General features: G+C 52.1%; 25 protein-coding genes. 7 read left to right on the top strand and 18 right to left on the bottom strand.

Annotation, left to right across the window (positions count from 1 at the left end):
- The first annotated feature begins 97 nt into the window (after positions 1-97).
- Positions 98-2,836 (top strand): pyruvate, phosphate dikinase, encoded by a 2,739-nt coding sequence (ppdK, locus tag A1332_RS07080; protein ID WP_064007849.1) that lies wholly within the window; start codon positions 98-100, stop codon positions 2,834-2,836.
- A gap of 42 nt (positions 2,837-2,878) precedes the next feature.
- On the opposite strand, the gene A1332_RS07075 is transcribed toward ppdK, so the two are convergent.
- Complete coding sequence (locus A1332_RS07075; protein WP_064007848.1) at positions 2,879-4,114, bottom strand: diguanylate cyclase; 1,236 nt, start codon at positions 4,112-4,114, stop codon at positions 2,879-2,881.
- A gap of 198 nt (positions 4,115-4,312) precedes the next feature.
- On the opposite strand from A1332_RS07075, the gene A1332_RS07070 reads away from it, so the two are divergent.
- From A1332_RS07070 to A1332_RS07050, 5 genes are all read left to right on the top strand, one after another.
- Positions 4,313-4,825, top strand: coding sequence for a transcriptional repressor (locus A1332_RS07070; protein WP_231890233.1), 513 nt, complete (start codon positions 4,313-4,315; stop codon positions 4,823-4,825).
- Positions 4,826-5,018: 193 nt separating this feature from the next.
- Positions 5,019-6,974, top strand: a complete 1,956-nt coding sequence (locus A1332_RS07065; RefSeq protein ID WP_064007846.1) for a BRCT domain-containing protein — start codon at positions 5,019-5,021, stop codon at positions 6,972-6,974.
- Positions 6,971-7,756 (top strand): bifunctional hydroxymethylpyrimidine kinase/phosphomethylpyrimidine kinase, encoded by a 786-nt coding sequence (thiD, locus tag A1332_RS07060; protein WP_064007845.1) that lies wholly within the window; start codon positions 6,971-6,973, stop codon positions 7,754-7,756. The genes A1332_RS07065 and thiD overlap by 4 nt, the downstream gene beginning before the upstream one ends.
- Complete coding sequence (thiE, locus tag A1332_RS07055) at positions 7,753-8,379, top strand: thiamine phosphate synthase (RefSeq protein WP_064007844.1); 627 nt, start codon at positions 7,753-7,755, stop codon at positions 8,377-8,379. The genes thiD and thiE overlap by 4 nt, the downstream gene beginning before the upstream one ends.
- A gap of 5 nt (positions 8,380-8,384) precedes the next feature.
- Positions 8,385-8,594 (top strand): dodecin, encoded by a 210-nt coding sequence (locus A1332_RS07050; protein WP_064007843.1) that lies wholly within the window; start codon positions 8,385-8,387, stop codon positions 8,592-8,594.
- 4 nt (positions 8,595-8,598) lie between these two features.
- Here A1332_RS07050 and A1332_RS07045 read toward each other — a convergent pair whose 3' ends face one another.
- From A1332_RS07045 to A1332_RS06980, 14 genes are all read right to left on the bottom strand, one after another.
- Positions 8,599-9,648 (bottom strand): hypothetical protein, encoded by a 1,050-nt coding sequence (locus tag A1332_RS07045; RefSeq protein ID WP_064007842.1) that lies wholly within the window; start codon positions 9,646-9,648, stop codon positions 8,599-8,601.
- A gap of 101 nt (positions 9,649-9,749) precedes the next feature.
- The gene (locus tag A1332_RS07040; RefSeq protein ID WP_064007841.1) at positions 9,750-10,664 is read right to left on the bottom strand and encodes a 1-aminocyclopropane-1-carboxylate deaminase/D-cysteine desulfhydrase; all 915 of its coding nucleotides are present in this window, start codon (positions 10,662-10,664) and stop codon (positions 9,750-9,752) included.
- The gene (gene folP / locus A1332_RS07035; RefSeq protein ID WP_064007840.1) at positions 10,661-11,479 is read right to left on the bottom strand and encodes a dihydropteroate synthase; all 819 of its coding nucleotides are present in this window, start codon (positions 11,477-11,479) and stop codon (positions 10,661-10,663) included. Before folP ends, A1332_RS07040 begins: the two co-directional genes overlap by 4 nt.
- Before the next feature lie 134 nt (positions 11,480-11,613).
- Complete coding sequence (locus A1332_RS07030) at positions 11,614-11,832, bottom strand: Nif11-like leader peptide family natural product precursor (RefSeq protein WP_020482391.1); 219 nt, start codon at positions 11,830-11,832, stop codon at positions 11,614-11,616.
- 218 nt (positions 11,833-12,050) lie between these two features.
- A complete protein-coding gene (locus A1332_RS07025) occupies positions 12,051-12,539 on the bottom strand; it encodes a flavin reductase family protein (protein ID WP_064007839.1) in 489 nt (162 codons plus the stop codon).
- Between the two features lie 54 nt (positions 12,540-12,593).
- Positions 12,594-14,090 (bottom strand): lysine--tRNA ligase, encoded by a 1,497-nt coding sequence (gene lysS / locus A1332_RS07020; RefSeq protein WP_064007838.1) that lies wholly within the window; start codon positions 14,088-14,090, stop codon positions 12,594-12,596.
- 88 nt (positions 14,091-14,178) lie between these two features.
- The gene (locus A1332_RS07015) at positions 14,179-14,547 is read right to left on the bottom strand and encodes a DUF5615 family PIN-like protein (protein WP_064007837.1); all 369 of its coding nucleotides are present in this window, start codon (positions 14,545-14,547) and stop codon (positions 14,179-14,181) included.
- Positions 14,544-14,774 (bottom strand): DUF433 domain-containing protein, encoded by a 231-nt coding sequence (locus tag A1332_RS07010; protein ID WP_064007836.1) that lies wholly within the window; start codon positions 14,772-14,774, stop codon positions 14,544-14,546. The genes A1332_RS07015 and A1332_RS07010 overlap by 4 nt, the downstream gene beginning before the upstream one ends.
- A gap of 35 nt (positions 14,775-14,809) precedes the next feature.
- The gene (prfB, locus tag A1332_RS07005; RefSeq protein WP_036277670.1) at positions 14,810-15,907 is read right to left on the bottom strand and encodes a peptide chain release factor 2; all 1,098 of its coding nucleotides are present in this window, start codon (positions 15,905-15,907) and stop codon (positions 14,810-14,812) included.
- Between the two features lie 88 nt (positions 15,908-15,995).
- Entirely contained in the window at positions 15,996-16,784 is a 789-nt protein-coding gene (gene lgt / locus A1332_RS07000) for a prolipoprotein diacylglyceryl transferase (RefSeq protein WP_064007835.1), read from the bottom strand.
- A gap of 95 nt (positions 16,785-16,879) precedes the next feature.
- The gene (locus tag A1332_RS06995) at positions 16,880-17,194 is read right to left on the bottom strand and encodes a non-heme iron oxygenase ferredoxin subunit (protein WP_064007834.1); all 315 of its coding nucleotides are present in this window, start codon (positions 17,192-17,194) and stop codon (positions 16,880-16,882) included.
- 34 nt (positions 17,195-17,228) lie between these two features.
- Entirely contained in the window at positions 17,229-17,951 is a 723-nt protein-coding gene (locus A1332_RS06990) for a class I SAM-dependent methyltransferase (RefSeq protein WP_064007833.1), read from the bottom strand.
- Positions 17,952-18,009: 58 nt separating this feature from the next.
- Complete coding sequence (gene sufU / locus A1332_RS06985) at positions 18,010-18,462, bottom strand: Fe-S cluster assembly sulfur transfer protein SufU (protein ID WP_064007832.1); 453 nt, start codon at positions 18,460-18,462, stop codon at positions 18,010-18,012.
- Positions 18,462-19,685 carry a cysteine desulfurase gene (locus tag A1332_RS06980; protein ID WP_064007831.1) on the bottom strand — a complete coding sequence of 408 codons (1,224 nt, stop codon included), beginning with the start codon at positions 19,683-19,685 and terminating at the stop codon, positions 18,462-18,464. Before A1332_RS06980 ends, sufU begins: the two co-directional genes overlap by 1 nt.
- A gap of 68 nt (positions 19,686-19,753) precedes the next feature.
- On the opposite strand from A1332_RS06980, the gene A1332_RS06975 reads away from it, so the two are divergent.
- The gene (locus A1332_RS06975) at positions 19,754-20,326 is read left to right on the top strand and encodes a Uma2 family endonuclease (RefSeq protein WP_231890232.1); all 573 of its coding nucleotides are present in this window, start codon (positions 19,754-19,756) and stop codon (positions 20,324-20,326) included.
- On the opposite strand, the gene sufD is transcribed toward A1332_RS06975, so the two are convergent.
- From sufD to A1332_RS25925, 3 genes are all read right to left on the bottom strand, one after another.
- Complete coding sequence (gene sufD / locus A1332_RS06970) at positions 20,321-21,610, bottom strand: Fe-S cluster assembly protein SufD (protein WP_064007830.1); 1,290 nt, start codon at positions 21,608-21,610, stop codon at positions 20,321-20,323. The genes A1332_RS06975 and sufD overlap by 6 nt on opposite strands.
- The gene (gene sufC, locus A1332_RS06965) at positions 21,607-22,356 is read right to left on the bottom strand and encodes a Fe-S cluster assembly ATPase SufC (protein WP_036277688.1); all 750 of its coding nucleotides are present in this window, start codon (positions 22,354-22,356) and stop codon (positions 21,607-21,609) included. Before sufC ends, sufD begins: the two co-directional genes overlap by 4 nt.
- 58 nt (positions 22,357-22,414) lie before the next feature.
- Positions 22,415-22,670, bottom strand: a 256-nt coding sequence (locus tag A1332_RS25925) for a hypothetical protein (RefSeq protein WP_064007829.1), incomplete at its 5' end; no start/stop codon positions are given.

The following is a 22,670-nucleotide window of genomic DNA, read 5'->3' as shown; positions in this document are numbered from 1 at the left end:
ATTGTAACCGCAATATCCGGCATCCCGAGACGCCAACGAGGTACTCAAGGCGTTTCCCGCAGCCATCATCCAACTTCAACACTTCAACAAGGCCATAATGACTCCAAAATACAGCTATTCATTCAATACGGGCGACGGCAAAAACAAGGCATTACTGGGCGGCAAAGGCGCAAACCTTTGCGAAATGACGCAAATGGGCTTTAACGTACCGCCCGGCTTTGTGATTACCACGCAAACCTGCCTGACTTACCTGGAAAACAAACAATTACCCAGCGATTTAATGGACGAGGTCCGCCAGCAAATCGCCGAAATCGAACGTCTGAGCGGTAAGTCGTTTGGTGGCGCCAGCGACCCGCTGCTGGTTTCGGTACGCTCGGGCTCGGCCATCTCGATGCCGGGCATGATGGACACCATTCTAAATTTGGGCTTGAACAAGCAAACCCTGGCCGGTTTGATCGAAATGACCGATGACCCGCGCTTTGCCTACGATGCGTATCGCCGTTTCATCCAATTATTCGGCAAGGTTGCATTGGGTATCGAAGACGAGAAGTTCGACGTGCATTTCAACAACGTCAAACGCGCTGCCGGCATCAAAGCCGATGTCGCATTGACCGCCGACCAACTTCAGGAAATTAGCGAACTGTTCCTGACGGTAGTCCATGAAGAAACCGGCCGGCCGTTTCCGGAAGACGTTTACCAACAGCTGGAAATCGCCATTCGCGCGGTATTCAACTCCTGGTTGGGCCGACGTGCAGTAGATTACCGCCGCGAGTTCCACATCACACCGGACGTTGCCAATGGTACGGCGGTTAATATCGTCACGATGGTTTTCGGCAATATGGGCGACGACTGCGCCACCGGCGTTGGCTTTACCCGCAACCCAGGCACCGGCATAAACGAGATGTACGGCGAATACCTGGTCAACGCTCAAGGCGAAGACGTGGTAGCCGGCATACGCACGCCTAAGCCGGTGCAGGAAATGGCCAAGGAAATGCCCGAGCAATACCGGCAACTGGTAGAACTGCGCAACAAGCTGGAAGCCCATTATCACGAGGTGCAGGATTACGAATACACCATAGAACGCGGCGTGTTGTATTGCCTGCAAACCCGCAACGGCAAAATGAATGCGACTGCGATGGTCAAAACCTCCATCGATATGGTGGCGGAAGGCCTGATCACCAAGGAACAAGCCTTGCTGCGGATCAACCCCGACATGCTGGAACAATTGCTGCATCCGCAATTGGCCCCCAATCACGAGGTCAAAGCCATCGCCCAAGGACTGCCCGCCTCTCCCGGCGCGGCTTGCGGCCATTGTGTATTCGATGCCGATACCGCCGTGCGTTTGGGCAAAACCGGCCAAGACTTGATCCTGCTGCGCGAGGAAACCAAACCGGAAGACATCCACGGCTTTTTCGCCGCGCAAGGTATCTTGACCAGTCGCGGCGGCAAAACCTCACACGCAGCCGTGGTAGCACGCGGCATGGGCAAGGCCTGTGTGGCCGGCGCGGAAGACATCAAAGTCGATGTGCGCGCTCGTTTGGCCATCGTCGGTGACATCCATATCAAGGAAGGTGACCTGATCACAATAGACGGCAGCAACGGCAACATTTACTTGGGCCGCATTCCGACCATTCCGCCGTCCTTCTCCGAGGAACTGAAAACCCTGTTGGGCTGGGCCGACAGCATTGCCCGCCTGCGTGTGCATGCCAATGTCGATACGCCGGAAACCGCGAGACTGGCGGTCAGCTATGGTGCCAAGGGTGTAGGCCTGTGCCGTACCGAACGCATGTTCAACGCTGCCGACCGTTTGCCGTTGGTGGTAGATATGATTCTGGCGCACAACACCGAAGAGCGCGAAGCCGCATTGGCCAAGCTGTTCCCGATTCAGCGCGACGACTTCCAGCAGTTGTTTGAAGCCATGTCGCCGCACCCGGTTACCGTGCGCCTGCTCGACCCGCCGATGCACGAGTTTTTGCCTAACGAACATCAATTGATCGATGAGTTGGACGCGCTGAAACATTATCTGACCATCGTTAAAGGCCAGCGCGTTACGCTGGATACGTTGGCGCATCCAGCGGAAATGCCGGCGCCGTTCAATATGCTGAACGAAGACGTGATTTTGGAAGCGATCAGCAAAAAACAAATGATGCTGGACAAAGTGCTGGAGCTGTACGAAGTCAACCCGATGCTGGGTCATCGCGGCGTCAGGCTGGGCATGAGCTATCCGGAAATCTACAAAATGCAGATCCGCTCGATTCTGGAAGCGGCGGCGCTTTGTGTGAAACAGCGGATTCCGGTCGAGCCGGAAATCATGGTGCCACAAGTAATCACCGCACAGGAATTGAAAACCGTGAAAGCCTATGTCGACGAGATACAAGCCGAAGTGGAAGCGCAATACAAACTCAAGCTCAACTTCAAATTCGGCACGATGATCGAAACGGTGCGGGCTTGCACCCGTGCCGACCGTCTTGCCGCGACAGCAGCCTTCTTCTCGTTTGGCACCAACGATTTAACCCAAGCCACCTTCTCGTTCTCACGCGAGGACGCCGAAAACAAATTCTTGCCATTGTACGAAGAATCCGGATTGCTGGAAGACAACCCGTTCGAAACCTTAGACGTCGAGGGTTTGGGCAAACTGATGAAAATGGCCGTGGAGTTGGGTCGTCAGCAACGGCCGGATTTGAAAATCGGCATTTGCGGTGAGCATGGCGGGCACCCGCGCTCCATTCGGTTCGTGCATGACCTGGGCTTAAACTATGTATCTTGCTCCGCACCCCGGATCCCAGTGGCTCGGTTGGCAGCGGCTCATGCCAAACTATTGGAAAAGCACTCGTAAATACACCGCATGGCAAGGGCCGGTTAACACCGGCCCATCATTTCAAATCCGGCGTTTTCCAACCCGGTTTCTGCCAGTGGCCTTGGCATCGTAAAGTGCCTGATCAGCCGCATGCAGCAAACTTTCGAAAGACAGGTCGTCACCCGGTACGATACTGGCAACGCCAAGACTGATAGTCACAAATTCGGAAACTTTAGAAGCGGGATGCGGTAAGCGCATATTCTCGACAGCTTTACGCAGAATTTCGGCCAGCACCATGATTTGCTCGGCATCGCAAGCCGCGACCACGCAAAACTCTTCTCCGCCATAACGGGCAATCAAATCGCCAGGTCGCCTAAAGAAACGCTTCAAGGTTTTGGCCACTTGCCGCAAACAATGATCGCCTTCGATATGTCCAAGATTGTCGTTGTACAGCTTAAAGAAATCGATATCGATCATGATCATCGAGATGGGGTATTTATGCCTTAAGGCCCGCTTCCATTCCCTTTTTACAAAGGCATCGTAGTAACGGCGATTGGGTAGCAAGGTCAAAGAATCCAAATAAGCCAGTTGCATACGGCTTTTGGCTTTATCCAGACGCTGGCTTAGTCTGGCTTGCGCCAAATAAGACAACAGCAACACGATTAAACCGACGAACGCCACAATCGCATGAGTGATGGTCAGATGCTCCAGGCGCTCGTTCACAAAGCCATCGATACTGGCGCTGGGTATACTGACACTAATACCGCCGCGAATATCGCCCTCTCTGTAGCCTTGCCGCTGATGGCAAACGAGGCAACTCTGGTCCACATGAAGCGGCGCCATGTAACGATAGAAAGATTGCCCATTGATAGTACCGATACTACTCACGCTTTTTTGACCTTGCTGAAAGGCCAACAAAGCTTCGGACTCCCATTGGTCCGGCCGATTTTCCGGGCGAATCGGATTAAAGCCGGTAACGTGAAAGGCAATACCCGAGTCGTCGCTCATTTCAGCGAGTTGCCGAGTCATATAGGCAGGATTGATCAAAGTAAGGCGCTTGCCATCCGTGGTTTCGACATCCCGTTGCGGAACATCCAGGTAAGGATTGGGCTGAGTAGTTTCAGTAATAGGAACATAAACGCCACCGTGCAACGCATTCCATTTTCTGATCAGCACGATGTGATCGAAAAACATCTCGGCCTGCCGCGTGGCAATTTTTTGCGCGTACTGTTTAGTATCCGTTACTTGCTGGTATAGGTTCAGGCTAATCAACAAAATCCATAGCACTGCATAAACCAGGAATGTAATCCTTCTCATTAATTGCCTCAAAAATACTTATAGCCGCTTCGCAAAAGTCCGCCGAGAAACTGCCAAACAACCATACTATGGCGCTCAAGCGCGCGCCTTAAAAGTACACAAACTCTATTTGGTAATCCGATTTGAAATGGGTTGTTTATGCTGGCACTATAACTTACCGCGTCCACAAAATGAATGAACCTAATCACCCTTTGTAAAATGACCGACAAAGCAATCTTCCCGGCTCCCGAGCATGACCATAACGTATGCATCCACAAGGCGATAAGTGTAGCCGAACAACTTTGCTTAACACGCGGCGTGCAACTCACCCCCATTCGCCATAAAATTTTGGAGTTGATCTGGAACAGTCATAAGGCGGTTAAAGCATACGACTTACTGGATCAAATCAGGCCGGTAAACGACGCCGCAAAACCGTCAACAGTCTACCGGGCTTTGGACTTTCTGTTGGAGCAAGGCCTTATTCATCGAGTGGAGAGTTTAAACGCATTTGTCGGCTGTCATTGCTCCGGCACCCAACACGATCAACTGTTGTTAATTTGCACCGCGTGCCATACGGTTCAGGAACGCGCCGCGCCTTCGGTACTAAGCGCGTTATCCAAAGAACTTGGCGACGCAGGCTTCGTACCGCAGCGTAAAACCATCGAAATTCATGGCTTATGCAAAACCTGCAACCCTGCCACAAATACTCTGGATGAACAGGTTGTTCAATAACCCGACAAATATTGACCTAGATCAACGCTTTTCCCGCGTAAAACTTTATATTAAGCCCATGTCACGCGTTTTCCTACCGTCGACATGATCCTCTTGAAAGATAGATGCTTCGGCGGGCGAGTTCTCTCTCCCGCCTTTTTTTTGCGATATTATCCTCTATAATCGCTGCCCTACCCGACACATCTATCCCCGCATGCTTACCGACAGTCAAAAAGCCATTCTTTTGCAAACCACATTAGATCCTAACGATATTGGTGAGCAACGTTTTTGCGAATTGTGCGAACAAGCGGATCTGCTGAATACCGTCACGGACAACGAATTAGTCGCATTCCTGGAAATTGCCAACGCCTTGTATCGCGGCGGCGAGCCGATTATCAGCGATGCCGATTACGATTTTGTGTATTTGGCGGAATTGAAAAAACGTCAGCCCGAGCATCCGCTGCTGCACACTGTCGAGCCGGAACCGGCATTCGCCGGCAAAACCGTCGATCTGCCAATCATCATGCTGTCCACCGACAAAGCTTACAGCCGTGAAGAAGTGGAGCGCTGGGCCGGGCGCATCGAGAAGGCCGCATTGGAACTTGATAAAAATTTCGCAGAATTGATCTTTAAGGTCACGCCAAAGCTCGATGGCTACGCCGCCTACGACGACGGCCAGATGCTGTATACCCGTGGCGATGGCCGCAAGGGCACGGACATTACCCGCGTATTCGAGCGTGGCTTGCAAGTCGCCGATCAAGGCCAACGCGGTTTGGGTGCCGGTGAGATCGTGATCAGCCGCAGTTATTTCGACACCCATCTGGCCGAATTTTTCGACAACGCCCGTAACTTCCAGGCCAGCGTCATCAAGGAAAAAGAACTGGACGAATATGCCGAACGCGCCATCGCCGATCATGCGGCGGTGTTTTATCCGTTTGCGATACTGCCGAACTGGACCGGCGTGTGGCAGGACCTGATCGACAACTTCGAAACCATCGTCAAAGACATCTGGCATAAACTGGATTACGACGTCGACGGCGTGATTCTGGAAATCGTCGACGAGCAACTCAAGCAAGTGATGGGCGCCACCCGCCATCATCACCGCTGGCAACTGGCTTACAAGGAAAACCTGGAAACGGCTGAAGTGACTGTGATAGGCGTCACGCCGCAAACCTCTCGCTCCGGTCGTATCACCCCAGTCGCCGAATTGGAACCGGTGCGTCTCAGTGGCGCCTTACTATCCCGCGCTACCGCCCATCATTACAAAATGGTGTTGGAGAAAGGCATCGGCGCCGGCGCCTTGATTCGTCTGGCTCGCTCAGGTGAAGTGATACCCAAAATCGAGGAAGTGCTGCGTCCAGCCGAGCCGGCAATACCCAGCGCCTGCCCCAGCTGCGGTCATGACTTGATTTGGGATAACGACTACCTGATCTGTCCCAACAACCTGGAATGCCCGGCGCAAATCAGTAACAGCATGGAGCATTTCTTTCGTGTGTTAAAAAACAACGACGGCTTCGGGGCCGCGACCATCAAGAAGCTTTACGAATACGGCATCCGCCGCGTCGACGAAATTTACGCATTGACCGCAGAGCAATTCGAAAGCATGGGCTTTGGCCCCAAACAATCGCAAAACTTGGTCGATCAATTAGTCCGCAGCCGCAACGAAGCCATCGAAGACTGGCGCTTTCTGGCGGCGTTTGGGGTGTTTCGGATGGGCTTGGGCAACTGCGAACGACTATTGGCTCATTACACCTTGGCGGATATTTTCAATCTCAGCGAAGCCGACATCGTCGCTATCGAAGGTTTTGCGGAGAAAACCGCAGCGGTCATCACGGAAGGCTTTACCAAAATCAAACCCTTGTTCGACAGCCTGATGTCACTAGGTTTTAATCTCACCCCGACGCAAAACCAGGCCACCGACAACGCCCATCCCTTAGCCGGCAAAACCCTGGTATTCACCGGCACCCTGCATAGCGGCAGCCGCGACGATCTCAGCAAACTAGCCAAAGCCAATGGCGCCAAAGTCGGTAGTTCGGTCTCGGCGAAGACCGACTATTTGGTAGCCGGCGATAATGTGGGCGCCAATAAAATCAACGCAGCCCGTGAAAAAGGCGTCAGCGTTATTACCGAGCAGGAATTTCTAAAATTACTGGAAGGTGCAGAAGCATGAGCGGCAACCGCCCAGTGGTACTGTGTTTTTCCGGCCACGATCCCAGCGGCGGCGCCGGCGTGCAAGCCGATATCGAAGCCATCGTCAGCCACCAATGCCATGCGGCTAGTGTGATTACTGCATTAACCGAACAAGACAGCCGCAACGTCAAAAAATTGATTCCACAACAGACCACAGACATTATCAGCCAGGCGCAAACGCTATTGGCTGACTTTAAAGTCTCCGCATTCAAAATCGGCCTAATTGGCGATGCCGGCGTAGCCGAAGCGATTGCACAAATTTTGCGGCAATATCCATCAATTCCGGTAGTACTGGACCCGGTACTGGCAGCGGGCGGCGGCACCGTATTGGCCGGCCAGCAATTGCTTGATGTCATCGTCGAGCAACTGCTGCCGTTGACCACCTTATTGACCCCCAACAGCGAGGAAGCCCGCCGCCTGTCCGGGCAAGACGACTTGGGCGACTGCGGTTGTTTCTTGCGAGGCAAAGGCACCGAATACGTGCTGATCACCGGCACCCACGAAAGCTCCGAGCTGGTACACAACCGCTTATACATGCCCGATGATCTGCATGAAACCTTTAACTGGGAACGCTTGCCGCACAGCTATCATGGCTCGGGCTGCACGCTGGCCAGCGCCTGCGCCGCGCTGCTGGCGCAAGGCCTGGACGTGTTTACCGCTGTCAGCGAAGCCCAGGAATTTACCTGGCAGTCGTTGGCCGCCGCCTATCGTCCCGGTCAAGGTCAATACAATCCGGATCGGCTATTTTGGGTGGAAGCATGAAATTTCCTCACCACGGTCTGTACGCCATCACCCAACCGGAAAACAAAACTATTGCCCAAGTGGTGAAAGACGTAGAGGCTGCCTTGCGCGGCGGCGCAACAGTGATTCAATACCGCGATAAAAATCCGCTGGACGCTAAGCAACTTGCGGGTCAATTATTGAAAATATGTCACGCCTACGATGCTCCGCTACTAGTTAACGATAGCATCGAACTGGCATTGGCGGTTTGCGCGGACGGTGTGCATTTAGGTCGAGACGACGGCGATATTTCCGAAGCGCGACGCTTGCTTGGACCCAATGCGATCATCGGCGTATCCTGTTACAACGATGTGGAAAAAGCCCGGACCATGTCCCAGGCTGGCGCGGATTACGTGGCATTTGGTCGCTTCTTCCCGTCCGGATCGAAACCGCTGGCCGCACCGGCCGACATCGTCAGCCTGGCACGTGCTAAACAATCGATAACCGTGCCGATAGTCGCCATCGGCGGCATTCTGCCGGAAAACGGTGGAACTTTACTGGCGGCGGGTGCAGACTTATTGGCGGTGATAGGCGGCGTATTCGACCATGAACCGGAAGCGGCGGCGCGCGCCTACCAAGCCTTATTCACCCATCAACCGGAGTAAACCTCATGCCAGAACATGTCTATCAAAAAATCGAACTTACCGGCTCATCCAGTCTAGGCATCCAGCAAGCCATCGAAAACGCCGTCGCCAAAGCCGGCGAGACTATCCAGAATATGCGTTGGCTTGAAGTGGTGGAAACCCGCGGCCATATCGACGGCGGTAAAGTGGCGCATTGGCAGGTCACCATTAAACTGGGTTACACGCTTCCGCATTAGGCCATTAGACGCCGCTAAAGCGAATATAGCGCCTTAGCGGCGAGCCGGCGGCCCACACGAAGGCCTCGGTGTAGTAATGCATCAGGGCCAAATAACCGAGAAAACCCAAGGTTACGGCTTTATAAATTTGTGTGGAAAACAGGGTTTGCAGCAATAAATTCACCAGATCATCGCCATAAGCCTGCAATAGATAGGTCAAAACAAACGATAGCAGCGGCAACACTAGCCAAATAGGTAATCGAAACACAGTGGCCGCTCGAAACAGACTATTCTGCGGCTGTTCGCCGTGGCGATTCACATCGTGAGTCACGTAAAAGCTGTAAGCGGTAATGTCGTGCACCAAGCGCGGCATCAAGATCGCCAGAAAATAATACTGCTGGCTGTAAACATACCAACTGCTGACGACCAGCAAAGTGTTAGCCCACAGAAAATACAGCCCAAAGCGACTGGGCACATAGCGTTGACATACCAAAGTGCTAAGCAATAAACCCACGGTCAGCACGCTAGCAACCTGCAACACTAACACCGCTTGCTCCGGCTCCAGGCTATTTTTTAGAAATATCCCCATGTAGATAAAAATCCCGGCGCTGACGCTGAGCCACAATTGCAAATAAAACGCCCAATTTGGCAAGCGACACACTGCCTTGGCGATGCCGTGCTGTTGCTTCAAGACGTGATATACCGTCCAGCAGGCGGTGATGATGTAAAGCGCTCGATAAGGAATAAACAGACTACCGATGCCGAAAAAAACCATGATGAATAAGGTCATGGCGATTAATTTGTATTTAAAGGCTTGTAGATAGTCATGGTGACTGACCAACAACAGACTGCTGGCGATGATATGCGGGGTACCGAACAGGATCTGAAATAGTAAAAAATGACTGGGACTGCTGGGCAGCATATCCCTAAGGGCGTGATCGAAACCTAAGCTATCCAGCCACAGTATCAATAGACACAGCGGCACAATGGCGTACAAACTCAGTAAAAAGCGGAAAGACACCGCCAGTTTATTGCTACTTTTTTGTTCGGGGAATGAAATGATCTGCGCAACCATGATGCCACCTTTTTATTATTTTTTAGGCAGCGGCTATTATCACTATTTTGAGTGCTGACTCAATATCTATCTGATTTTTAACCGGTAAAACGTTAGGCGCATTAATTACGCTTTCCTTGTAAACCCCCTGTGTGTATCGCCACTATCCTCTGCCCGGCGGGGAAATAGTCCTGCCGGATTAAATCGTAGATCGCAAACAGCAATTTTCCGGTATAGATAGGCTCCAGTTCGATGCCGTGCCGCTGCTGAAAATCCTGCATAAACGCCAGCAATGCCGGCGTCGTTTTGGCGAATCCGCCGAAATGGTAATCCACTAAAATTCGCCAGTCAGCCTGACTGGTCATTCCCTGTTTACTCAGCAATTGTTCGACATCGTCGATTAGAAAGTCGCCACCTTTCAGCGCCGCCACGCCGAGAGCGGTTTGAGTTAGCGGTGATGCCAACAAACCTGCCAGGGTGGTGCCGGTACCGCAAGCCACGGCCAAGATATCGAAATCGATTTCGATTTCATCGACCAGTTCGGCAACGCCTTGCAAAGCCAGCTCCGTGGCCCCGCCTTCCGGCAACCAAAATTGACCGGACCGAAATTTGGGTAAGCTATCGTGATCTTGGTAATCACGTAATTGCCGGTAGTCGCTACGCGTCACAAAGCGCAGTTCCATTCCCCAATCAAGCAGATCATGCAGCGTGGCATTCAGTTGCGCGGGCCGCTCGCCGCGAATATAGCCTATGGTTTTCAGCCCCAAGGCTTTACCGGTATAAGCCAGGGCATGTAGATGATTGGAATAGGCGCCGCCCATGCTGACGACGCTGTCGGCGCCACAGTGTAAGGCATGATTGAGGATGTATTTGAGCTTGCGCCATTTATTGCCGGAGATAATCGGATGCAGCAAGTCGTCGCGCTTGATCCACAATTCCAACTGCCGGTCGGTTAACTCCGGATCGTTAATCCTGGTCAGCGGCGATGCAGCCAATTTCGACTGCAACACCTGCAGACGCGGATGTAGATCGGTCACTGCGCTTGCTTGATGGCCCAAGCCACATCCGCAGCCTGGCGATTGGCTTTGACATCATGAACCCGAAACATCTGCACCCCCACCATTACCCCCAACGCAGTGGTCACCGCGGTCGCAGTGACCAATTCGGCCGGTTCGCTGACATTGCAAATACTACCCATGAAGCGCTTACGGCTGGTACCCAGCAACACCGGGTAACCCAACTCAACAAAGCTTCGCAAATGCGCCAAAAGATCGATATTGTCTTGCTTACCTTTGCCAAAACCAATACCGGGATCTATCGCGATATTTTCCGGCAACACGCCCGTCGCCAACGCTTCGGCAATACGTTGTTGCAAAGCGGCGATTACATCGGCCAGCACATCGTCGTAATGCGGCTGATCCTGCATGGTTTTCGGAGTACCCTGCATATGCATCAAGATAATTGGAACATGGGCTGTTGCCGCAAAAGCCAACATCTTGGGATCGCCCAGGCCGGCCGAGACATCGTTGATGATACTCGCCCCCGCCGCCACCGCTGCTGAAGCAACTTGGCTTAAAGTGGTATCTATGCTGATCTGAATTTGGGGATAGCTCGTACGGATCGCAGTAATCACCGGCACCACTCGGCGAATTTGCTCGTCCGCGGCAACGGGATCGGAACCGGGCCGAGTCGACTCGCCGCCGACATCGATAATATCGGCACCCTCGGCTATCATTTTCTCAGCTTGTGCTATTGCTGCCGCCACACCGGTGAATTTACCGCCATCAGAAAAACTATCGGGAGTGACGTTGAGTATCCCCATCAGTCGGGGACTATTGACAGCATTGAACATGTTTGAAAACTCCTCGATAGCAGCAAACGCGTAGTTTACCGTTGTCGAGTCGTTTTTAGAATTTACCGGCTACCGTTTTACGCTATGCCGATAACTGGCGGCCATCCCGCCTAGGGCAGGATGGCACTCAGTCGTTAAACTCTTAGTAGAGCTTTAGCAAGTTTTTCTGAAAGCTGCTCTTCAACAAATTGTGGTTCGTTAGGTGGATACAGTTCATCCTCCTCAATTTCAAACCCGCTTTCCTTAGCCAATAGCAGCATTTCCTTAATTTTGACGCAGGCTTTCAGTTTTTCTTTCAGCCCCTCATCGCCTTTGGCTTTTTCAGAAAATTCTTTGATGACCTTAATTGACATTGATAACTCCGTGATAACTCTGAAGGTTGGATAAAACTCAAAGTTATCTAAGCAAAATAACGGCCATTTTTTTAAAAGCCGTTATTTCTTTTGTAGTTCAAGGTATTACAAAAAAGGTGCCACCAAAAATGGCAGCTATTCACCTAAAGTTCATGCGGCATTTGTAGCAAATACAACAATTGTCGGAGCGTATAGACATAGCTAACGACAGTAAATCTTTAGCCTTGTGTAGCAACCGTACGATAAGCGGAATGGTAATACAGCAATGGATCACCTTCCCGGCACACCACACTATCGACTTCACCAATAATCACCCAATGGCTACCGGCCTGAACTTGTTGCACTACCCGACATTCCAGTGCCGCCAGCGCTTCGCTCAAAATCGGCGCCCCGTTGTCACCCGCTTGCCAGGCGATACTGGCAAAGCGCTGTTCTTGGGTGGTACTACCGGCAAATTGATTGGATACGTCTTCTTGCGCGCTATTAAGAATATTGACTGCAAAGCGGCGGCTTTCCAGCAAGGCGGCGCCGGTATCGGTCGCTTGATTCAAACACACCAAAATTTGCGGCGGATCCAAGGACACGCTGCTAAACGCGGTCGCAGTCATGCCTCTGGGCTGATTGTCACGGCCCTGAGTCGTAACCACCGTTACGCCGCTGGCCCATAATTTAAGGGCATTTTTAAATTGTTTGGCTTCAACGCTCATAATTTTCTCTTAGATCCAATAGCGATAACACAGCATAGATGTCTGATTGTGCAATCAGTTTTTAGGACGCATATGCGGGAATAGCAACACATCGCGAATACTTGGCGAGTTGGTGAACAGCATCACCAAACGGTCGATACCGATGCCCTCCCCTGCGGTCGGTGGCATACCGTGCTCCAGCGCGGTGATGTAATCGGCATCGAAATGCATGGCCTCGTTGTCGCCGGCTTCCTTTTCTTCTACCTGTTTCTGGAAGCGCTCGGCTTGGTCCTCGGCATCGTTCAACTCGGTAAAGCCATTGGCAATCTCGCGGCCGCCGACGAAGAATTCGAAACGGTCGGTCACATGAGGATCGTTGTCGTTGCGTCGGGCTAGTGGTGAGACTTCCACAGGATAGGCGGTGATGAAAGTCGGGTTCATCAAGCGATGTTCGACGGTTTTTTCGAAAATCTCGATTTGCACTTTGCCCAAACCGTAACTGTCTTTGACCGGAATTTTCAGCTTCTCGGCGACTTTCACCGCCGCTTCGCGAGTCGTCAGGTCCGCCAACGTCAAGTCCGGGTTGAAATGCAGGATCGATTCCAACACTGTCATCCGCGCGAACGGCTTCCCGAAATCGTACTGATCCCCTTGATATTCGATCACCGAGCTACCCACCACATCTTCGGCTATGCCTTTCAGCATCGCTTCGGTCAGATCCATCAAATCGCCGTATTCGGCGTAGGCTTGGTAGAACTCCATCATCGTGAACTCGGGATTATGCCGAGTGGACAAACCTTCATTGCGGAAATTGCGGTTGATCTCGAACACTCGCTCGAAACCACCTACGACCAAGCGTTTCAGATACAGCTCAGGCGCAATGCGCAAATACAGTTCCATATCCAACGCATTGTGAAAAGTAGTAAACGGCCGAGCGGTCGCGCCACCGGGGATGACTTGCATCATCGGTGTTTCCACTTCCAGAAAGTCGCGGGCGATCAAAAATTCGCGAATGTAATTAACGATCTTCGAACGCATCAGGAACGTCTGGCGCGTCTCGTCGCTCATGATCAAATCCAAATAGCGCTGGCGATATTTGATCTCCTGATCGGCAATGCCATGAAACTTTTCCGGCAAGGGCCGCAGGGCTTTGGTCAGTAAGCGAATATCGTCCAGCCTAACGCTCAGCTCGCCGACCTTGGTTTTAAACAAAGTACCTTCGGCTCCGACAATGTCGCCAATATCCCATTTCTTGAACTGATCGTTGTAGACTCCTTCCGGCAGATTATCCCGCGCGACATAAACCTGAATCTGCCCGGACATGTCTTGCAAATGACAAAAGCTGGCCTTACCCATGATGCGACGCGTCATCATCCGCCCGGCGATTTTCACCCGAATCGGCTCTGCCAACAGCTCTTCCTCGGTTTTCTCGCCGTATTCGGCCAGCAATTCACCGGCTACCACATTGCGCCGAAAATCAGTTGGGAATGCGATGCCTTCCTCACGCAAGGCGTTAAGTTTTTCGCGGCGTTGTTTGATCTGTTCTTGTTCGTCGTGTTCGAGTTCTGACATTTTGGTAATCGATAAAATCAAATGTGGATAAGGTTTATGGAATTAGGTTTGATGAGGGCTGCATCCAGATGCCCATTGACGACAATAACTATCTCGATAATGGCAATAGACGCACCCTCTCGCGCAGTTCATCGGCAACGATGAGAGCTCCTTCACTTAGCTCTCTTTCAAATCGGCGCAACAAGCAAATAGCTCTCGGACCGAGCACAGAAGGTGAAACATCATGAGTGCGTATCTGAAAAACACTGGGCGATTCCGCATTCGTCAGTGCCAGTAAAGTGCCAAAATCAAGGTCGTGCGTAAAAACGATAGCATTCCGAGCGCGGGCCCAGTCAAATATTTCCGCATCCAAAGCATCAACAGCTCCCACTTCAATCCAGTGCACTGCGTCGAATCCAGCCTCCACCAGCAGTGGTGCCCAGGCAGGCGAAAGATTCATATCCAATAAGATTTTCATGCCGCCACAAGCGGCAGCTCAACTTCTTCGGATCGCCAAGCTGCATAACGTAACGCTTCGGTTATATCGTCCGCTTCTAAATAAGGGTATAAATCAAGGACGTCTGCAAATGTATAGCCACTCGCAATCAGTCCTACAACGGTACCTACTGTAACCCTAAGCCCGCGTAAACAGGGCTTGCCACCCATCACAGCAGGGTTGAAAGTAATGCGATCAAAATTTTTCATGTCGACCTCACTGGCTCTTGCCAATACTGCGAAATTTACAACCCGCTCTTCAAACTAGCCTCAATAAACTGATCCAGCGCCCCATCCAAAACCGCTTGGGTATTGCCGGTTTCAACGTTGGTGCGCAGATCTTTGATTCGGGATTGGTCCAACACGTAGGAGCGAATCTGGCTGCCCCAACCGATGTCGGACTTGGAATCTTCTATCGCCTGCAAGCCTTCGCTACGTTTCAGCATTTCCATCTCATAGAGCTTGGCTTTGAGCTGTTTCATCGCCGTGTCTTTGTTTTTATGCTGAGACCTATCGCTCTGGCACTGGGTCACAATGCCGCTGGGACCATGCGTAATCCGCACGGCCGATTCGGTCCGGTTGACGTGCTGACCACCGGCACCGCTGGCCCGGTAAACGTCGATGCGCAAATCTGCCGGATTGATATCCACTTCGATGTCATCGTCGATTTCCGGTGATACGAATACCGATGCAAACGAGGTATGTCGGCGGTTACCGGAATCGAATGGCGATTTTCTGACCAAACGATGCACCCCGGTTTCGGTACGCAGCCAACCAAAGGCATAGGGGCCTTCGAATTTGATAGTCGCACTCTTGATGCCGGCCACGTCACCTGGCGATTCTTCGATTAACTCGGTTTTAAAGCCTTTGGCTTCGCCCCAACGCAGATACATCCGTTCGATCATTGATGCCCAGTCTTGCGCCTCGGTACCACCGGAACCGGATTGGACATCCAGGAACGCGTTGTTGGCGTCCATCTCGCCGGAGAACATCCGTTGAAACTCCAACGCAGCTACTTTCTTTTCATACTCTTCAAGATCGGCGGCCACGGTATCGACGGTTTCTTCGTCGTTTTCTTCCACCGCCATCAACAGCAGCTCTTCGGCGTCGGATAAACCTTGTTCCAATTCCAGGATAGTGTTGACGATGCCTTCCAACATAGCCCGCTCCTTACCCATGGCTTGCGCTTGCTCCGGTTTATTCCAGATAGCCGGATCTTCCAACTCGCGCAACACTTCCACCAGGCGCTCGCTTTTGCTGTCGAAATCAAGATAACTTTTCAGGCCCGCACTTCGCTCGCGCAGGTCGGCTATCTTGTATTTAATCGGATTAATTTCTTGCATGAACCTCAAAACCCAAGCCAATACCCACACGGGGCACGAAACGCCGAGCTATGCCCGGCGCATTCAAAAAACCGTGGATTATAAACGATTACGCCACCGGGTTGGGCTGACGGTTTTTTAAAGACCAGACGATGCAAGCAATGCCCGCCAGCACAAACGGCACGCTGAGCAACTGGCCGGTGGTAAACATCACACCGGTATCGTACATAGCTTGCTCGGTTTTGAAGTATTCCAGGAAAAAACGCACAGTGAACAACATGCTGATGAAACAACCGAACACAAAGCCTGGCTTATCGGCCTGCTTTTTATAGATCGCCAGTGAAATCAGATAAATCATCAGGTAACAAGCGGCTTCATAAAGCTGTACGGGGTGACGCGGCAGTGGATCTATCCGCGAAAACACCACGGCCCACGGTTGTTCGGAGGGAACCCCAAGAATCTCGGAATTAAAGAAATTGCCGATGCGGATTAGCGCGCCGGCCAGCGCGGTCGGAATACTGACTCTATCCAACAACCAGAAATAGCTATCGCCGTATTTGCGCCTATACAAATACAGGGCCAGGATGATACCCAGCGTCGCGCCATGGCTGGCCAAGCCGCCCTCCCAGACCGCCAAGATCTTTAAGGGGTGCGATAAATAATAGGCAGGATCGTAAAGCAGGGTATGCCCCAGACGGGCACCGACAATGGTCGCGATGACCATATACCAAAGCAGGGTGTCCAGTTCTTCGATGTTCTTGCCTTCGCGCTGGTAAATCCATTGCATGGTCAAAAAACTGCCGACAAAGCCGGATGCGAACATCAAGCCGTACCAGCGAATTTTCAGAAAGCCGAAATCGACAAGAATGGGGTCAATATTCCAGATCAAATGTTCCATGATTATGCGGAAAGTGGGTACGGTTTAAGCAAATGAGCGGCGATTCTAACGCCGACTGAGATTTTTCGCCGTTTATCTTGCGCTAGTCACGCAGGTTAATTTGGGTCGGCTACTTGAATTCTGCCGTCGACGATCCGTACCGGAAAGGTGGCAACATCTTCATAAGCCGGCGCGCATTTGACGGCGCCGGTTTTAACGCAAAAGCGCGCGCCATGCCGCGGACAGACAATTTCATCGCCATCCAGCTCGCCGCTAGCGATTTCAGCACCGTCATGGGTGCACACGTCTTCTATCGCATAAAGTTGATCATCGATTTTAAAAATTGCCACATCGGTACCGTCGACATCAACCAACACATGTTCGCCATTTGCCAGTGCCGATTCGGCTACCACATCAATCCAATCGCTCATATCTGCCTCGTTTGGGTTTAAGTTTTCTGCCAATTTATTTCAGATAAACATCGTATCGGAGCAATTTGCCCTGATAGCTTTCGCTGGGTTTGCCGCCCAGCGGCTCCGCATAATCGGGGCTTTTGACTACTACGCGCTTCCCCGTCGCCTGCCATGCCGCCTGAAACAGATCGGCTCTGTCCAGGTCGTCGCCCAAGATTTCGCGGAGGATAGCCATTGATTTGCGCGTCGCTGCGGTTTGCTTACGTTTGGGAGGAAACATGGGGTCCAGGTAAATGCAATCCGGCGCATCAGGCAAACTGGCCAACAGCTCAATTGCGTTACCCACCATTAGAGCGGGCGGTTGCAATTGCCGGCTCTGCACCCAGTCTTTTTGCGCCAAACGCTGAAGGCCATCTCGAATCAATTCGGCCATTACCGGCGATCTCTCGATGCACTGCACGTCATAACCCATGCGAAACAAAGCCAAGCTGTCCTGCGCCCAGCCCGTTGTGGCATCGATGACAGTTTTGGTTTTCTTGCCGATCGCCTGAGCTAACAAGTCTTTTTTGGGGGCTGGATAGGAGTGTTGCTCGCCGGGACGCGGATCGACATCGACCGCCAAACCGCCTTTTTTCAGCGTCTGTCTATCCAATAGCTTCAGACAACCCTCCCTGAAACACAGGAAGAACTCTTGCGGCATTTCCGAACGCAAACTCTGCAGGGCCAGCAAGGACCAGCCTAAACGCTCGGCAAGGGCTCGACTGGCCGGCAACATCGAGTCATCGGCATAAACGACCGCCCCATGTTCGGACAAACCTGTCACGCGCGATAAATTACTCGGTGGAAATCGACTGAGCTTCGTTTTTCAGCGCCGCGTCAAGAGTATGCCAAGCCAGCGTCGCACATTTCACCCTGGCTGGATATTCGCGCACACCGGCCAAAACTGCCAGCTTGCCGACCGCTTCCAGATTAATTTCTTCGGATTTGCCCGTCGTCATTTCATGGAACTGTTTAAATAAAGCATCTGCCTCGGCTTCGGTTTTGCCCTTGACGATCTCAGTCATTAAAGACACCGACGCCGTGGAAATGGCGCAACCAGAGCCCTGAAAACTGGCATCGATGATGACGTGATCATCTATTTTCAAAAACAAAGTAAGCCTGTCGCCGCACAACGGATTGAAACCTTCCACTTGGCGATTGGCATTGTCCATCACCCGAAAATTGCGGGGATTGCGGTTGTGGTCGAATATAACCTCTTGATATAGATCGCGTAAATCTTCAAACATTAGCCGAACACCTCTATTAGGGATTTGATGCCTTGCATCAACACATCGATTTCTTGGCGGGTATTGTACATGGCAAACGAAGCCCGCGCCGTGGCGGGTACGCCGTAAAAGTCCATCACCGGCATCGCGCAGTGGTGGCCGGCGCGAATTGCGATACCCAAACTATCCAGCATGGTGCCGATATCGTGCGGATGGATACGATCCAGTGTGAAGGACAAAATGCCGCCCTTATGCGCCGCTTGCCCTATGATATTGAGACGTTTAATCTGCTCGGCCTGCTGGGTGGCATAATCCAGCAACTCGGCTTCGTAAGCGGCGATCTTATCCATACCAATGGTAGTGACGTAATCTATCGCCGCGCCCAAGCCGATGATTTCAGCAATGGCCGGGGTGCCCGCTTCGAACTTATGCGGCAGGCCGGCGTATTCGGTTTTTTCGAAAGTGACCTGCCGAATCATGTCGCCGCCGCCTTGGTAGGGCGGCATGGCTTCCAACAATGCCTGCTTGCCATACAGCACGCCGGTGCCTGACGGCCCATACAGCTTGTGGCCGGAAAACACGTAAAAGTCGCAATCCAGAGCCTGCACATCCACCGCCATATGCGGAATCGCCTGCGCGCCGTCCAGCAATACTGGAATGCCTTTAGCGTGGGCGGCAGCAATAATTTTTTCCACCGGGTTGATCGTACCCAGGGCATTGGACATTTGGGTGATAGCCACTAGCTTGGTTTTGGCGTTCATCAATTGCTCAAACTCGTCGAACAGCAACTCGCCTTGCTGATTCATCGGCGCCACCTTCAGAACCGCCCCGATCTGCTGGCAAAGCATTTGCCAAGGCACGATATTGGCGTGATGCTCCATCGCGCTGATGACAATTTCATCGCAGGCTTGCAGTTGCGATTTACCATAACTCTGCGCCACCAGATTGATCGCTTCGGTCGCACCACGCACAAAGATAATTTCCTTCGTGCTGGCAGCGTTGATAAACGCCCTAACCTTTTCCCGCGCGCCTTCGAACTTGTCCGTAGCCCGCACGCTTAAGGTATGCACGCCACGATGGATGTTGGCGTATTCGTGGCTATAGGTGTACACGATGCTGTCGATCACCGCTTGCGGCTTCTGACAGCTGGCGGCGTTATCCAAATAAACCAAAGGCTTGTTACGGATTGTTTCGCCGAGGATTGGAAAATCGGCGCGGATTTGTTCGATTGGAAATATGCTCATCGCTAACTGTTTGGTTTAATTGATTTCGTCGTTACTAAACACTAGAATCGAGATAGTCGATTCGATAAATGGATAAAACTATGGTCGCTGTCTTTCCGCAAAAACACCTTACTGACATCGCCGAGTGGCACCGCATGGGCGAAGCCGGGATTTTCCCGCCGGAAACCCGTATGGAACTCATCGAAGGAGAAATCTTACACATGGCGCCGATAGGATTTAATCATGCCGGACATCTACGGCGCATCAGTACGGTGTTTACTTTTCTAGTTGGTGACAATGCCGTAGTCAGCATTCAAAGCCCTGTGCAACTCGGCGACTTATCCGAGCCGGAGCCGGATTTTGCGTTGTTGCGTCCGGAGCCCAACTTCTATAGTAGCCGCCACCCAACTGCCATCGATACTCTGTTGTTGATCGAAATTTCCGACAGCACCCTGCGCTTCGACCGCACCCAAAAACTACGCCTCTACGCCAGTCACAACATCCCCGAATATTGGATCGTCAACCTGATCGACAACTGCCTGGAAGTTTATCGACAACCCCAGGACGGCGACTATCTGGAAAAATCGGTGCTGGCAACAGCCGATAGCATCGCTCTAGTAGTCTTACCGGAGCTTCAAATCTCTGTCGCTTCGATCTTATAAACTGATCGCCGGAAACCGCTCCAATAACTCTTTCAGCAGTAAGGCCTTTAATTCGGCGTTCTCGACCTTATCCACCATCTCATTGGCAAACGCAAACGTCAGAATGTTTCTGGCCGCCTCTTCATCAAGCCCGCGCGATTGCAGATAAAACACCGATTTTTCCTCCAACTGCCCCACCGTGACGCCATGCGAACATTTCACATCGTCGGCATAAATCTCCAACTGCGGTTTGGTGTCCACTTCGGCATCCGCCGATAACAGCAGGTTGCGGTTATTCATTTCCGAATCGGTTTGCTGAGCATCCTCTGCCACGACCACCCGACCTTGAAATACCCCGCGCGCCTTATTATCAAGCACACCTTTATAAAACTCGCGGCTGATGCCGTGCGGTTTAAGATGGTTGATGCGGGTGTGATTGTCGATATGTTGGCGCTTGCTCGCCACAAACAAACCGTTGAGAGAACATTCCGCCGCCGTATCCAGATCGCTGTGAATATCGCTGCGCGCCAGCCCGCTGCCCAAGGCAAAATTGTGATGGTTAAAGCGACTATCTCGCGCCTGTTTTACGTAGGTACCGCCAAAATGCTGAGCCTTTTCCGCTTCAAGCTGCACTTTATAAAGCGTCAAACCCGCATTGTTAGCCAACAGACATTCATTGACCGATGCAGTGAAATAGCTATCGATGCTGCCGACATAGGTTTCGATAATTTCCGCTTCGGCTTGCTCATTCAGGACAAACAAATTCCGGGTTGCTGCCAGCGCATCGGCTTGGGTAACCACGTGCAGAATCTGCAGAGGCTTTTCCAATTGCTGCTTAGCCGCCACTTCGATCACCACACCGTCGGCGAACCAGGCATTATTGAACGCCACCAGATTATGTTCAGCACTGGTCACAGCTTGTCCCAAACGACTTTCCAGCCACGCTGGCTTATCTTGCAAAGCCTGTTTCACACAGGAAACAGACACTTTGTCTGACAAATCTTGCAGCCGAGACAAGGAGGGCGAAAACAGTCCGTTGACGAATACCACACTCGCTGCATCGTCCAAGCGGTATTGATTCAACCAGTCCTCATCAACAATTTGACTACCGCTGGGAGCAAACAGGGTTTTATTCAGTGCCGACAGATTGGTATACCGCCACTCTTCTTCGCGGTTGCCCGGAAAGCCGCTGACACCAAACGCCTGTAGGGCCTGCTGTCTGAAGCCTTGTAGCCAAGGCAAATCCAGCCCCGGCAAACTCGCCGCCAAGCCGGAATAGTCTGTTAAATACGCCGCGCCGCTCATGCCGCTTGCCCTTCCAGCCAGCTATAACCGCGTTCTTCCAGCTCCAATGCCAATTCCGGTCCACCGGATTTAACAATCTTGCCGTCGGCCAACACGTGCACCACATCAGGCTTGATATAGTCCAGCAGACGTTGGTAATGGGTAATCATCAAAAACGAGCGCTCGGCGTTACGCAAGGAATTCACGCCTTCGGAAACGATACGCAACGCGTCGATGTCCAAACCGGAATCGGTTTCGTCGAGAATACATAACTTGGGTTCCAATATCGCCGCCTGCAAAATCTCGTTACGTTTTTTCTCGCCTCCGGAAAAGCCTTCGTTAACCGCTCGGTACAAAAACTTTTCGTCCATCTGCAACAGCTTGACCTTGCTTTTAACAATCGTCAGAAAATCCATCGCATCCACTTCCGGCAGACCTTGATGCTTGCGCATCGCATTCAATGCGGCTTTCAAAAGATAGATATTGCTGACACCGGGGATTTCCACCGGATATTGAAACGCCAGAAACACCCCTTCTCGGGCGCGGATTTCCGGAGCCAATTCCAGCAAGTCTTTGCCGTTATAGGTCACACTGCCTTCGGTGACCGTGTAACCGGCTTTGCCGGACAACACGTGCGACAAGGTACTCTTGCCGGCGCCGTTGGGGCCCATGATGGCGTGGACTTCGCCTGGGTTTATGTCCAGGGTTAGGCCTTTTAATATGGGCTTGTCGTTGATGGTTACGTGGAGATTTTTTATGCTGAGCATACGTTTTTTACCTAAGTTTTTAAAATGTAGGCTGGGTAGAACAAAGTGAAACCCAGCATTAAATCTTTTTTGTGTCGCTACCGCGACGGCTTAATTTAATGTCGGTTCGCGGACCGACAACCGCGATACTTTTCTTTGCTTGTCCAAAGAAAAGTATCCAAAAGAAAAGACACCCGGATGCCGCTTTTTCCCTGCGCTCCTCGCTTTTGAACGGGGTTGCCGAAAGGGGCTTCCTGCCCCTTCGGCAACGTGCGGCATCCCTGCCGCACCCCTTCGGGCTATTCCGTTCAAAAGCTCCGGTGCTCGGCGCGGCA

Origin of the sequence: Methylomonas methanica (assembly GCF_001644035.1) — a bacterium.
GTDB lineage: Bacteria > Pseudomonadota > Gammaproteobacteria > Methylococcales > Methylomonadaceae > Methylomonas > Methylomonas methanica_A.
The sequence above is the reverse complement of the archived record's forward strand: the minus strand, read 5'-3'. Positions and strand labels throughout refer to the sequence as shown.

Bases quoted from the DNA above. Each gene is read 5' to 3' on its own strand.
- ppdK (WP_064007849.1), top strand. From the start codon at position 98: ATGACTCCAAAATACAGCTATTCATTCAATACGGGCGACGGCAAAAAC.
- A1332_RS07075 (WP_064007848.1), bottom strand. From the start codon at position 4,114: ATGAGAAGGATTACATTCCTGGTTTATGCAGTGCTATGGATTTTGTTG.
- A1332_RS07070 (WP_231890233.1), top strand. From the start codon at position 4,313: ATGACCGACAAAGCAATCTTCCCGGCTCCCGAGCATGACCATAACGTA.
- A1332_RS07065 (WP_064007846.1), top strand. From the start codon at position 5,019: ATGCTTACCGACAGTCAAAAAGCCATTCTTTTGCAAACCACATTAGAT.
- thiD (WP_064007845.1), top strand. From the start codon at position 6,971: ATGAGCGGCAACCGCCCAGTGGTACTGTGTTTTTCCGGCCACGATCCC.
- thiE (WP_064007844.1), top strand. From the start codon at position 7,753: ATGAAATTTCCTCACCACGGTCTGTACGCCATCACCCAACCGGAAAAC.
- A1332_RS07050 (WP_064007843.1), top strand. From the start codon at position 8,385: ATGCCAGAACATGTCTATCAAAAAATCGAACTTACCGGCTCATCCAGT.
- A1332_RS07045 (WP_064007842.1), bottom strand. From the start codon at position 9,648: ATGGTTGCGCAGATCATTTCATTCCCCGAACAAAAAAGTAGCAATAAA.
- folP (WP_064007840.1), bottom strand. From the start codon at position 11,479: ATGTTCAATGCTGTCAATAGTCCCCGACTGATGGGGATACTCAACGTC.
- A1332_RS07030 (WP_020482391.1), bottom strand. From the start codon at position 11,832: ATGTCAATTAAGGTCATCAAAGAATTTTCTGAAAAAGCCAAAGGCGAT.
- A1332_RS07025 (WP_064007839.1), bottom strand. From the start codon at position 12,539: ATGAGCGTTGAAGCCAAACAATTTAAAAATGCCCTTAAATTATGGGCC.
- lysS (WP_064007838.1), bottom strand. From the start codon at position 14,090: ATGTCAGAACTCGAACACGACGAACAAGAACAGATCAAACAACGCCGC.
- A1332_RS07015 (WP_064007837.1), bottom strand. From the start codon at position 14,547: ATGAAAATCTTATTGGATATGAATCTTTCGCCTGCCTGGGCACCACTG.
- A1332_RS07010 (WP_064007836.1), bottom strand. From the start codon at position 14,774: ATGAAAAATTTTGATCGCATTACTTTCAACCCTGCTGTGATGGGTGGC.
- prfB (WP_036277670.1), bottom strand. From the start codon at position 15,907: ATGCAAGAAATTAATCCGATTAAATACAAGATAGCCGACCTGCGCGAG.
- lgt (WP_064007835.1), bottom strand. From the start codon at position 16,784: ATGGAACATTTGATCTGGAATATTGACCCCATTCTTGTCGATTTCGGC.
- A1332_RS06995 (WP_064007834.1), bottom strand. From the start codon at position 17,194: ATGAGCGATTGGATTGATGTGGTAGCCGAATCGGCACTGGCAAATGGC.
- A1332_RS06990 (WP_064007833.1), bottom strand. From the start codon at position 17,951: ATGTTGCCGGCCAGTCGAGCCCTTGCCGAGCGTTTAGGCTGGTCCTTG.
- sufU (WP_064007832.1), bottom strand. From the start codon at position 18,462: ATGTTTGAAGATTTACGCGATCTATATCAAGAGGTTATATTCGACCAC.
- A1332_RS06980 (WP_064007831.1), bottom strand. From the start codon at position 19,685: ATGAGCATATTTCCAATCGAACAAATCCGCGCCGATTTTCCAATCCTC.
- A1332_RS06975 (WP_231890232.1), top strand. From the start codon at position 19,754: ATGGATAAAACTATGGTCGCTGTCTTTCCGCAAAAACACCTTACTGAC.
- sufD (WP_064007830.1), bottom strand. From the start codon at position 21,610: ATGAGCGGCGCGGCGTATTTAACAGACTATTCCGGCTTGGCGGCGAGT.
- sufC (WP_036277688.1), bottom strand. From the start codon at position 22,356: ATGCTCAGCATAAAAAATCTCCACGTAACCATCAACGACAAGCCCATA.